The 11,894-nt window shown below is 69.8% G+C and carries 11 protein-coding genes; 5 read left to right on the forward strand and 6 right to left on the reverse strand.

All coding sequences use genetic code 11. From position 1 onward, the window contains the following. Nucleotides 1–484 precede the first annotated feature (484 nt). The 4 genes from ACYVKA_RS00500 to ACYVKA_RS00515 form a co-directional block, all read right to left on the reverse strand. Nucleotides 485–1,015, reverse strand: coding sequence for a DsbA family protein (locus ACYVKA_RS00500; RefSeq protein ID WP_460702316.1), 531 nt, complete (start codon nt 1,013–1,015; stop codon nt 485–487). Between the two features lie 396 nt (nt 1,016–1,411). Next, nucleotides 1,412–2,260: a hypothetical protein gene (locus tag ACYVKA_RS00505; RefSeq protein ID WP_460702087.1), complete on the reverse strand. Its 849-nt coding sequence runs from the start codon at nt 2,258–2,260 to the stop codon at nt 1,412–1,414. Between the two features lie 427 nt (nt 2,261–2,687). Beyond that, on the reverse strand, nt 2,688–3,098 hold the full coding sequence (locus ACYVKA_RS00510; RefSeq protein WP_460702089.1) for a hypothetical protein: 411 nt from the start codon (nt 3,096–3,098) through the stop codon (nt 2,688–2,690). Further along, entirely contained in the window at nt 3,082–3,450 is a 369-nt protein-coding gene (locus ACYVKA_RS00515; RefSeq protein WP_460702091.1) for a hypothetical protein, read from the reverse strand. Before ACYVKA_RS00515 ends, ACYVKA_RS00510 begins: the two co-directional genes overlap by 17 nt. A gap of 731 nt (nt 3,451–4,181) precedes the next feature. Here ACYVKA_RS00515 and ACYVKA_RS00520 point away from each other — a divergent pair. Genes ACYVKA_RS00520 through ACYVKA_RS00540 form a run of 5 tightly spaced genes read left to right on the forward strand, consistent with a single transcriptional unit; the run spans nt 4,182 to nt 9,498 of the window. Further along, nucleotides 4,182–5,576, forward strand: coding sequence for a bifunctional folylpolyglutamate synthase/dihydrofolate synthase (locus tag ACYVKA_RS00520; RefSeq protein ID WP_460702093.1), 1,395 nt, complete (start codon nt 4,182–4,184; stop codon nt 5,574–5,576). Then, entirely contained in the window at nt 5,570–5,914 is a 345-nt protein-coding gene (locus tag ACYVKA_RS00525; protein ID WP_460702094.1) for a DUF4233 domain-containing protein, read from the forward strand. The genes ACYVKA_RS00520 and ACYVKA_RS00525 overlap by 7 nt, the downstream gene beginning before the upstream one ends. A 50-nt stretch (nt 5,915–5,964) precedes the next feature. Next, nucleotides 5,965–6,384 (forward strand): nucleoside-diphosphate kinase, encoded by a 420-nt coding sequence (ndk, locus tag ACYVKA_RS00530; RefSeq protein WP_460702096.1) that lies wholly within the window; start codon nt 5,965–5,967, stop codon nt 6,382–6,384. Further along, the gene (locus tag ACYVKA_RS00535) at nt 6,381–7,493 is read left to right on the forward strand and encodes a lysostaphin resistance A-like protein (protein ID WP_460702098.1); all 1,113 of its coding nucleotides are present in this window, start codon (nt 6,381–6,383) and stop codon (nt 7,491–7,493) included. The genes ndk and ACYVKA_RS00535 overlap by 4 nt, the downstream gene beginning before the upstream one ends. A gap of 55 nt (nt 7,494–7,548) precedes the next feature. Further along, nucleotides 7,549–9,498, forward strand: coding sequence for a TIGR03960 family B12-binding radical SAM protein (locus ACYVKA_RS00540; RefSeq protein WP_460702100.1), 1,950 nt, complete (start codon nt 7,549–7,551; stop codon nt 9,496–9,498). Nucleotides 9,499–9,568: 70 nt separating this feature from the next. Here the strand turns inward: ACYVKA_RS00540 and ACYVKA_RS00545 are convergent, their stop codons facing one another. Together ACYVKA_RS00545 and ACYVKA_RS00550 are read right to left on the reverse strand one after the other, a co-directional pair. Then, entirely contained in the window at nt 9,569–10,627 is a 1,059-nt protein-coding gene (locus ACYVKA_RS00545) for a hypothetical protein (protein WP_460702102.1), read from the reverse strand. A 190-nt stretch (nt 10,628–10,817) separates the two neighbouring features. Then, the gene (locus tag ACYVKA_RS00550; protein ID WP_460702318.1) at nt 10,818–11,843 is read right to left on the reverse strand and encodes an IS3 family transposase; all 1,026 of its coding nucleotides are present in this window, start codon (nt 11,841–11,843) and stop codon (nt 10,818–10,820) included. Nucleotides 11,844–11,894 lie beyond the last annotated feature (51 nt).

An 11,894-nucleotide genomic window follows, 5' to 3' on the forward strand; every position in this document is an offset into this window, starting at 1 on the left:
TCCACCCATTTCCCCCGAAAGGACAAGTAATGAAGAGGGTTTTGACTTCTGCCATCGGTATGACCGTCATGGCAGCGGCTGTGGCAATGGGAGCGTCTCCCGCCCACGCGGCTGGCGTTTCCTTGGTGTCATGCTCGTCTCCAACGAAGCAAGTCAGCTTCTATTCGGCATCAGCGGGTAGGTACTACTGCTACTCGGGGCGAGGCTCGATTAGCGTCAAGATCTCCAACGTGACCCGTGTGACGTCGGCTGTGTCCGGACACTTCTGGGGAAACAAGGGCGGTTCGTCGGTGAGAACGGCATTCGGCCCGGGCTCGAACTTCAGCCCTGTCTACGGAAACGTCACTTCGATCACCATCTACTGAGAGCCCGCGAAGCTCACGCGGTGAGCCGGATCTCATCGACTCGGCCTGCTCCTCGATCACGAGGGGCAGGCCGAGTCCTTTGTTCGTGAGATCCTGGACCACGTTCGCTCGCGCCTCGCTTAGGCGGCGTCCTCGACGACCTTCAACAGCTCCGCCTTGGTCGGCGCCTGCTGGCCCATCAACCGCTGAAGGTCGATCTCGCCGTCGGCCTTGCCGTCGGCGCCTGACACCCAGTACTGGGGCGTGGTGCCGTCACGGTCCTCGAGCCTCGCCTGGTCCAGGACGGTCGCCACGGCGGTGTGCGTGCGCCGCTGGTCGTAACAGGTCTGGAAGGCGCCCAAGTCCTTGATCTTGGCCTCGCGGGCGAAGCCGGTGCGCAGCTGCTCGTCGGTGAAGCCCGCCTTCTCGTCCTTGGGCTGGTGGGCGAAGACGGCCTCGCGGTAGGCGGCATAGCTGCCGCTGACATCTGCACAGGCCGCCGCCACATTGGCCCGGTGCGATGCGTCACCGCCAGCCATCTGGTCGATGAGTTCGAGCGAGCGCACCTCGACGCCGAACTTCTTCTCGGCGGCCAGTAGCTCGACCAGTGGTCCGAGCTCGTCATGGGCCACCTTGCACCAGGGGCAGCGGTAGTCCTCGTAGATGACCAGGGGGGCCTGTCCTTGGGAGTGGCGTGCAGCACGATGCCGCGTCCCTCAGCGCTGGCGTGCGGCACGGCCACCTGGCTGGCGGGGGTGACCGGTGCCTCCTTCTCGCGGTTGGTCCACCAGGCCACGGCCAGCACCATCACCAGCGCGAGCAGGGCACCGGTCAGCACGCCCAGGCGCCGGCGCCTACGTGCCTCGGCCCGGGCCAGGCGACGCTGGTTCTCCGCGGCGGCCTTCCTGCTGGCGGGGCTGGGTCGGGCCATGACGTCTCCTTGGGGGGGTGGCGGTCGAGGGGGGCAGCGCGATACCTCCGTTCAGCTTGCCACGAGCGCCGGCATCCGCCAGGAACATGACGCGGTGGGCAGGGCACCCGGCCCTGCCCACCGCGCCCGCGAGGGGTCAGGGCTCCTGCACGACCCCTTCGAGCACGTCACCCGTGGTCAGCTCGATGCCGCCGGCCATGGCGACCAGACGCACCCGGTGGCCCGGTCTCGCCGTCGTGGACAACGGCATGGTGACATGGGCCCCGATGCTGCCGGGGGCCATCTCCACCACGCGCCAGGCCCCGGCCTGGTCCAGTGGCAGGTCCTCGCCCTCCCCGACCGACCACCACTGGCGACCCTCGGGCGAGAGCTCCGAGGTGAGCAAGGGCGGCTCGGTGCCCTCAGCCATGAAGTACAGGTACAGCGGTGTCGTACGCGGCGGGTTCTCCACGCTGACCTTCCACGAGAGCGTGCCGCCCGGCGTCGCAGTGGCCGTCGCCGGCGCGATGGAGACCCTGGGCTGCGGATCGCCCTCGGTCACCGTGACCGCCGCGACCGGGGACGCGACCACCACCGGCCCCTGCACTGGCAAGAGGCGGGCGACCGACCCCTCGGGAGTCCACTCGGTGTTGCCATCGACGGGCAGGGCCAGGTCGAGCGTACGCCGGCCGGCCGGCAGGACGATCTCGTCCAGCCGGACGTCAGTGCTGTTCAGCAGCAGGCTGCGCAGGGTGGCTGGGCGGGCCAGCGGCCTCGACAGCGCGACGGTGACGCGGTGCGTCCACGGAGTGGAACCGTCGATGACGGTGGCAGGGCTCGGGGCCGTCAGGATGCTGGTGGGCGGGGCCATTCGGGCGGCGATGCCGCTGCGGGCACTCGACAGGTCGAGCACCAGGATCCGACCGGCGGCCCCCTTCCCACCATCCAGGACGACGCGGGTGATCCGCGCCAGGTCGATGCCGCCGGAGGAAAGGACGAAGCGCACCGTCTGCGCAAGCCACCGGCCTCCGGCCGCGTCGGTGGCGCCATGGATGCCTTGGCGCAGGGCCGGCCCCTGGGGCCGCAGCGTGGCACTGCGCCCCCGACTCGTCGACCAGGCGGAGGGTTGGTGTCCTCCTGGCCGTGGGTTCCATTGCCATGCGCACGTCCAGCGCCTCAGCACTCGACAGGCGCACCGGCCGCGCCGCACTCAGCACCATCGGGCTGCCCGCCTGCCAGACCCAGCCCTGCGGCTCCAGCGCGTCCCCGCCGAACTCCCGAGGCAGACGCCAGTGCGGGGGGCAGTTCCCCCTCCTGGGCGGCCACACAGTCCTCGGCGGTGCACCGCGCGGCCCCGGAGACCGTCCAGGCCGCATCGGTGGGCGTGGTCAGACGCTCCCGCGCGCCGCCGGTCGCCGAGCTCACCATGCCGGTCAGTGCTCCCTCGCCGGCGACAATCGCTGTTCTGCTGCGCACTCGGTCCACTCGCCGTCGTCCATGCCGGTGGGGGCGTCGGGGGTCCATTCGGTGTTGAAGTAGTTGTGGTTGGCGCCGGGCAGGTAGGCCGCAGTCGACAGGGCCTGCCGGGTGCCGTAGCGGATGGCGCCGTCGGAGTAGTCGACGCCCTGCAGGTCGGCGACGTCGCCGTCACAGCCGGGCAGGATCGTCAGCGTCGGCGTCAGCGGCGAGGCCGTCTGGAAGAAGTTCGTCGGGGCCACCAGCACCTGGCCAGCGATGTGCACGTCGCGATTGCCAAGGCTCTGGTTCGCGGCATGGGCCACCTTCTCGCCGCCGCGGTTGTGGCCGACCAGCATCGTGAGGCCCAGGTCATAGCGGGCCTTCACGGTGGAGGCAAAAGGTGCCGTCGCACCGCCCTGCCACGAGGCCAGCTTCGTCAGGTGCTCGCGCACCAGCCGGGCGCGGCCGTCCATGCCCAGGTCTGGGCAGCACCTGATCCTGGGCATTGATGGCATTGGCGTCGATGCTGACGGTGAAGTAGCCGCGGCTGGCGAGCTCCTCCTGCAGGTGGCGGTAGCCCTCGAGGTTCGGCACGGGGGAGCTGCCCTCGGCGCAGGGCCACTCGCCGGCACCCTCCTCGCACCACTGGTGGCGCCCGTGCAGGAAGACGACCACCGGCAGGTCACGTCCCGCCCTGGGCGCCACCACCCGTCCGGTCACCTCCTGCGGGTGGTCCATCCCGGGAAGTCGGATCGACCCGGTTGAGTAGGTGGCACTCACCACCGTGCCCAGCGGCGACGACTGGCGCGGAGCAGACCTCATGGGTGCCGGGGCCGTGCGTCGAACGTCCCTGACCGAGGACTCGCGCAGGGCCCCGTGGCGCACGTCCAGACGCGAAAGGTCCCGGGGGGGGGCCGCTGGACGCGCACGCGCACGGTGCCGTCACGATCGACGACGGCCGGGCCCAGGTCCTCCTCGCCGACGACGACGTGCGGCCGGGCATCGGTGACGGGCTGACCCTTCCAGGCGGGCCGGACCAGTTCGTGGCCGCCCTCGACGGGCCGGATGAACCATCCGGGCGGGGCCGTGGCCGCCACGTCAGGGGGGGTGGGGGTGTGGGTGCGGCGTGGGCGGCGGTGGTGCCGCCCAGCAGCAGTGCACCGGCCAGGGCGGGGGCCGCCGCACAGCGGTGGAGTGTCACATGGGATCCTTTGGTGGGTTGGGGTTCGTGGGGTCCAGCAGGTGGGGTGCCCGAGGGCAGTCCAAAGTTCCTGCCGATGCCCCGGTCACCGCAAGGGCTGTCTCACCCGGTGGCGGGAATTGTCCCGGGCCTTGGGGCAGAGACGGCCAGGGGGCACTGGGCACGCCCCCGGGCGCCGGGCACGTGCTGCAGCGACTGCGGGGTCGGACTCCGACGTGCACAGTGGGCGAAGGACCTCGGCGCACGGGCCCGGTAGGCTGGCTGCACCATGAGCAACTCCCAGCACGAGCAGATCGTCGCCACCCTCGTCGGCCGTTGGCCCGAACACCGCATCGCCCCCTCGCTGGGGCGCATCGAGGCCCTGATGGACCTGCTCGGGCATCCCGAGAAGTCCGCCCCGGTCATCCAGATCACCGGCACCAACGGCAAGGGCAGCACCGCGATCATGGTCGACGCCCTGCTGCGGGCCGACGGGCTGCGCACCGGCCGCTTCTCCAGCCCCCACCTGGTCGACGTCTCCGAGCGCATCTGCATCGACGGAGAGCCGATCAGCACCGAACGCTTCGACGAGGTCTGGGAGGACATCAGGCCCTATGTCGAGATGGTCGACGCCCAGCAGATCGACGGGGTCCAGATGACCTTCTTCGAGGTGATCACCGGACTGGCCTATGCCGCCTTCGCTGACGCGCCGGTCGACGTGATGGTCATCGAGGTCGGCATGGGCGGCACCTGGGATGCGACCAGCGTCTGCGAGCCGCAGGTCAGCGTCATCACCCCGATCGCCCTCGACCACACCCACATCCTGGGCGACACCATCACCGACATCGCCCACGAGAAGGCCGGCATCATCAAGCCCGGCAGCACCGCCGTGATCGCCGCCCAGGACGACGAGGCCGGCCCCATCCTGCTGGAGCGCGCCACCGAGGTGGGCGCGAAGCTCGTGCTGGAGGGCCGCGACTTCCAGGTGCTCGAACGCGCACGCGCCGTCGGCGGGCAGCTGCTGCGCCTGCAGAGCGCCGAGGGGCCTGTCGGCGACGTCCACCTGCCGCTCTTCGGCGCCCACATGGCCCACAATGCTGCCCTGGCGCTGGCCGCAGTCGAGGCGCTGCTCGGTGGCCGCGCGCTCAACCCGGAGGTGGTCGTCGACGGTTTCGCCGCCGTCGAGGCCCCGGCCCGGATGGAACTGGTGCGCACCTCGCCGCCCGTCCTGCTCGACACCGGCCACAATCCGCACGGCGCCCGCGCCACCATGGCGACGCTCGCCGAGAACTTCGACCTGCGTCCCTGCATCGGTGTGGTCGCGATGATGGCCGACAAGGACGTCGACTCCGTCCTGCGCATCTTCGCCGAACAGATGGACCAGGTGGTCTGCACCCAGGTCTCCTCGACCACCCGCGGACTCACCGCCCAGGAGCTGGCCGAGCGTGCCGCCGACGTCTTCGGCGAGGAGAAGGTGCACGTCAGCGAGGACGTCGCCGCCGCCCTCGAACTGGCCGTCACCCTGGCCGATGCCGAACCCACCGGCGGTGTCCTGGTGGCCGGCTCGGTCATCCTGGCCGGCGAGGCCCGCGCCATCCTGGCCACCGCCCCCACCGACGAGGTGGAACTCGACCGCGCCGACCTGCGCACCCCCTTCGACCTGGACGGAGACACCCAGTGGTGACGCTCGCGCTGCGCCCCGACAACCCGATGAACAAGGCGATGATGCTGATCCTGCTCTTCGAGGTCATCGTCTTCGGCCTGGGTTTCCCCGGCATGATCATGGTCTCCGACCGTCCGCTTGCCCCCGCACTGGCGGCCACCGTCGTCGCCTGCCTGCTGTGCCTGGTGGGCGCGGCACGGATCAAGACGCCCTTCGGCTACCTGGTGGGCTGGCTCGCCCAGCTGGCAGGCATCGCCCTGGGGCTGCTGACCCCGTGGATGTACGCGATGGGCCTGATCTTCTTCATGATCTGGGCCGTCAGCTTCGTCCTGGGACGTCGTATCGAGGCAACCCTCTGAGGCCTCGGCAGTTCCGGGGCCGTGGCGGGCGAGGCGATAGGGTCGCAGCCATGACGACCACCGAACGCACCCTGGTCCTGCTCAAGCCCGACGCCGTCGAGCGTCGCCTCGCCGGCGAGATCATCCGCCGCTACGAGGCCAAGGGCCTGACGATCGTCGCGATGCAGCTGCGCACCGCCGACTCCCAGACCGCCCAGAAGCACTACGCCGAGCACGTCGGCCGCGACTACTACGCCGGTCTGGAGGAGTTCATCACCTCCGGCCCGCTGGTGGCGCTGGTCCTCGAGGGCGAGCGCGCCATCGAGGCCGTGCGCAGCATCAACGGCACCACGGACTCCGCCGTCGCCGCCCCCGGCACCATCCGCGGCGACCTGTCGCTGTACAAGAACCGCAACCTCGTCCACGCCTCCGACGCACCCGACTCGGCCGCCCGCGAGATCGGCATCTGGTTCCCGGAGCTCTCCGCGTGAGCCAGCAGCCCCACGACGACGCGACGCCCGTCGCCTCGCAGCCGGTTGCCCTGGCGCCCGACCCGCACGGGCCGATGCCGTCGGTGTCGATGCCGCAGGTCGAGCTGCCCGTCGAGGCGCGGGAGTACCACCACTTCTGGCGAACCCCGCTGTGGAGCTGGTGGCGTCCTGTGGTGGCCGTGGTCGTGGGGCTGCTGGTCTTCCTCATCGTCTCCACCGTCGCCGGTGCCGTCGCGATCGGCATCGACGTGGCGACGGGACGCACCGGTCAGGCGGAGCTGGAGAAGATGGGCTCGGGCCAGGTGAATGCCACCCCGTCGCTCTTCCTGTCCAACAACCTGGCCCTGGCCCTGTTGATCCCGGTGTCCATGGTCATCTCCAAGGGCCCCTTCCGTCAGGGGCCGGGCTGGTTGGCGAGCGTCACCGGACGGATGCGCTGGGGCTGGATGGGCCGATGCTTCGCCGTCCTGCTGCCGCTCTGGCTGCTCTACACCGGCCTCGACCTCTGGACGCGTTCCCAGACCCCCGAGGGCCTGGGCCTGCACGTCAACGGCGACACCTGGCTGCTGCTGGCCGGCATCCTGCTCACCACGCCCTTCCAGGCCGCCGGTGAGGAGTACGGCTTCCGCGGGGTGCTCAACCGCAGCGCGGCCGGTTTTTTCCGGCACCGCGGCGTCGCCCTGGTGGTGGGTGCGCTGTTCAGCTCGGCCCTGTTCATGCTCGCGCATGGCGCCGGCGACCTGTGGCTCAACATCTTCTACTTCTGCTTCGGGCTGGTGGCCTGCGGCATGACCTGGCGCACCGGCGGCATCGAGGCGGCCATCGCCATGCACGTGGTCAACAACCTGCTCGGCGAGCTCCTGATGCCCTTCACCGACATCTCCGGCATCTTCGACCGCCAGGCTGGCACCGCCGACGCCTCGGTGCTGATCGGGGTGGCCGTCACCCTGGTCGGCTGGGCACTGGTGGAGTGGCAGGCCCGCCGTGCCCAGGTGGTGCGCTCCAGCGCCCCCGGCCGGGAGCGCCAGCGGGAGCTCGAGGCGAAGCTCGCCGCCTGGCAGCAGCAGGTGATTGCCTGGCAGCAGGCGCAGGCCCAGCCTCGGTCCTGAGCGTCGCTCTCGGAATTGAGCCAGGGTGCGAGGTGCCGACTACGCTGGGCGCATCATGACTTCTGTTTCCACCGGGGCGCCCGCTGCGCCCGAGAGCCTCTTCGGCCGCCTTGAGCCCCTCCTTGCCCAGGTGAGCAAGCCGATCCAGTACGTCGGCGGCGAGCACAACCAGGTGGTCAAGGCCTGGGACGACGTCGAGGTGCGCTGGGCCCTGATGTACCCCGACGCCTACGAGGTCGGCCAGCCCAACCAGGGCGTCGCCATCCTCTACGAGATCCTCAACGAGCGCGACTGGATCATGGCCGAGCGCAGTTACGCGATCTGGCCCGACCTGGAGAAGCTGATGCGCGAGCGCGGCATTCCCCAGTTCACCCTCGACCAGCACCTGCCCATGGCGCGCTTCGACGTGCTGGGGCTGAGCTTCTCCACCGAGCTCACCTACACCAACATGCTCAACTCGCTCGACCTGGCCGGCATCCCGGTCCACTCGACCGAGCGCACCGACGAGCACCCCGTCGTCCTGGCCGGCGGCCACGCCGCCTTCAACCCCGAGCCGATCGCCGATTTCATCGACGCCGCCATCCTGGGCGATGGCGAGGAGGCGGTGCTCCTGGTCAGCGAGATCATCCGCGACTGGAAGGCCGAGGGGCGCCCCGGTGGCCGCGACGGTCTGCTGCTGCGCCTGGCCACCACCGGTGAGGTCTACGTGCCGCGCTTCTACGACGTCAGCTACCTGCCCGACGGTCGCATCCAGCGCGTGGCGCCGAACCGCCCCGGGGTGCCCTTCCAGGTGCGCAAGCACACCCTGATGGACCTGGACCAGTGGCCCTACCCGGCCAAGCCCCTGGTGCCGCTGGCCGAGACCGTGCACGAGCGCTACTCGGTGGAGATCTTCCGCGGCTGCACCCGTGGTTGCCGCTTCTGCCAGGCGGGCATGATCACCCGCCCGGTGCGCGAACGCAACATCGAGACCATCGGCCAGATGGTCAACGGCGGGCTCAAGGCCACCGGCCTGGAGGAGGTGGGCCTGCTCTCGCTGAGCTCGGCCGACCACTCCGAGATCGCCGAGGTCACCAAGCAGCTCGCCGACCGCTACGAGGGCACGAATGTCTCGCTCTCCCTGCCGTCGACCCGCGTGGACGCCTTCAACATCGACCTGGCCAACGAGCTCTCCCGCAACGGACGCCGCTCGGGCCTCACCTTCGCCCCCGAGGGTGGCAGTGAGCGGATGCGTCGTGTCATCAACAAGCAGGTGAGCGAGGACGACCTGATCAACACCGTCGCCACCGCCTTCGGCAATGGCTGGCGCCAGGTGAAGCTGTACTTCATGTGCGGCCTGCCCACCGAGACCGACGAGGACGTGCTGGCCATCGCCGGCATGGCCCGTCGCGTGATCGAGACCGGACGCCAAGCGGCCGGCACCAAGGACATCCGCTGCACCATCTCCATCGGCGGCTTCGTCCCCAAGAGCCACACCCCCTTCCAGTGGGCCGGCCAGGCCTCGCCGGAGACGATCGACCACCGCCTGCAGCTGCTGCGCGAGACGGTGCGCGGGGACAAGCAGTTCGGCAAGTCCATCGGCATGCGCTACCACGACGGCAAGCCGGGCCAGATCGAGGGCCTGCTGAGCCGGGGGGACCGTCGCGTCGGCAAGATCATCGAGGCGGTCTGGCGCGATGGTGGCCACTTCGACGGCTGGAGCGAGCACTTCTCCTATGACCGCTGGGTGGCCTGCGCCGAGAGTGCCCTGGCCGACGACCCGGTGGACCTGGCCTGGTACACCACCCGCGAGCGCGACTACGACGAGGTGCTGCCCTGGGACCACCTGGACTCCGGCCTCGACCGTGACTGGTTGTGGGAGGACTTGCAGGACGCCCTCGACGGCGGCGACGTCGAGGACTGCCGCTGGACTCCCTGCTACGACTGTGGCGTCTGCCCGCAGATGGACACCGAGATCCAGATCGGCCCCACCGGCCGCAGCCTGATCCCGCTCAGCGTCGTCTGAGCAACCGTCCCTGACGCGACGGCGCGTGCCCCGGGTGACTGGGCACGCGCCGTCAGTGCGTTGAGGGGGCTCAGTTCATCGGGTCGACCAGCGCCCAGCTGCGCAGCGTCTCGCCCTTGTTGCGACCCTCTCCCACCAGCAGTGTCACCTTGCCGGTGGCCAGGTTGCGGTTGGCGATGGTGTTGGTGCCCGGGTCACACCCGTCGGCACGAGCCACAGTCACCACGCTGCCCTGCACCCGGATCGGGGCACCCGCATCGACCACCTTGGCGGTGCGGCCGCTGACCAGCCCGGTCTTGCGAGCCCCGCAGCCGACCATCAGCTCGACGACCTGGCCCCTCGGCGTGGTCCAGGAGTCGACGAAGCCCATCTTGGCCCCGTCGGTGCGGCGCAGGCCGGAGGTGAGTGGGGTGGGGCGCCCGCCCGACGTGCTCATGGAGAAGACCTGGGTCAGGTTGGGGCTGCCGGAGGTGGGGCTGCACACGGCGGTGAAGTTCGTGGCATCGCGGAAGTGCCTCGGGAAGCAGTTCTTGTATCCGCGGGGGTTGGGGACCACGCGCACCACCTTGCCGGTGGCATTGGAGTTGACGGTGACGCCGCGGGCCGTGTGCGCCACAAGGAGGGTGCCGGCCGGGTTCTGGGTGGCCACGTCTCCGATTCCCGGGAAGCTCACCTTGGCCCGTCCCGCGAGGTCGGCCCGCACCGTGGGGAAGGACGCTCCCGAGGTCTTGGGCAGGCCCTGCAGGATGAGCCCGGTGCCCGACGGCTTGGTGAAGCGGACGAAGTGCCAGTTCCCCTTGACTGGGGTGGTCTTGCGTGTCGCAGTGTCGTGGATGTTGATCTTCGTCACGCTGCCCGTCCGGTCCACCAGGAGGACGCGACGGCCGTCCTCACTGACGTCCTCGACGGACCAGTTGACCCCGACGCGCGCCAGGTGCTGCTGGCTGCCGTTGGCGCCGAAGCGCACCAGGCGGCCGACGGAGTCGCTCCCGCGGGCGACGACGGCGACGCCGCTGCCCTTGGTGGGGATGGTGGTGGCTGCCTGGCTGGTGCCGGCGGCCATCAGGCCGGTGCTGGCGACGGTGGCCAGGCCGGTGACGAGGGCTGCTGCGATGCGGGTCCTGCTCATGATGGGGTGCCTCTCGGTGACCGTGGGGCGGCCTGTCTGGCCGCTCTGCCCACACCACGGTGCGGGGCACCCGGATCGTCGCAGACGATGCCCAAGAGTTGCCGTAGGAGCTCCCTCAGCTTCTGATCAGCCCGGCGACGAACCACTGTGCACGTCCAGAAGCCACTGGGCACGCGATCCACGGAAGTTTTCAAGCTGCTTTGGACAGGTTGATGCCGGTGGGGCTTGGTAGTTCGGGGGCTCGGGGTGGTTGGTGGTAGCGCTCGGGGTGTTGGGCGTAATGAGCATCGAGTTGGGCTTGACGGCGGGCGTGGACGTGTTCGGCGGTGCCGGTGAAGACCTGTTCGGGGGTGTAGTAGCCGATCCCGGCGTGGTGGTGGGTGCGGGCGTAGCGGTCGAGATAGGTCGCCATCCAGGACCGGGCATGGTCCAGGTCGGTGAAGAACTCGGGCATGGTCAGGTCGTACTTGATCGTTTTGAACAGTGCCTCGCTGAATGGGTTGTCGTCACTGACGTGAGGACGGGAGAAGGACTGGGTCACGACCCCCTCGAGCAGCTTGGCCATGTCGTGGCTGCGCATCTGGCTGCCGTTGTCGGAGTGCAGCGTGACCGGTAGGCCGTGGGTGGCGAACGCCTCACGGAACATGGCCACGGCATGCCCCCGATCAGCGGTGGGCTCGACCCGCCAGGCCACCGGATAACGGGAGAACACGTCGAGCACGAGGAACAACTGGAACCGGGCCCGACCCCGGCCAGGCAGCTCGGAGATGTCCCACGACCACAACTGGTTCACCCCGCCGGCCTCGACGACTGGTTTGGCCCGCCCCGAACCCCGGACTTGTTGCTGGCCGTGGCGGCCCCGGCGACGATCCCCGACCATCGAGTGAGCTCGTGCGATGCGGTAGAAACTGGCCTGCGACATCACGACCTCGCCCCCATCGAGCGCCTCCCAGTAGACCTGCTGGACCGACAGACCCTCTCGTCCCTGTCGAGTGAGGGCCTCGATGACGGCCTCACGTTCAGCCGGTGTCAACGCCGCCGGTTGCAGGCTGTGTTTGCGACACCGACGTGACGGGTCGGCCGGGCCACGATGCTGACGGTCGTAGAACGTGGAACGCGGCAACCCGACGATCCGGCAGGCCGTGGCGATCGGCCAGCCGCCCGCATGGAGGGCCTCGACCGCGGCGATCAGGAAAGCTTGTACTGCTTCAGCCAGGCCTGGTACTCCTCCAGGCTCATCAAGGCGGTCGGGACGTCCTGCTGCGGG

Source organism: Luteococcus sediminum (assembly GCF_054783495.1).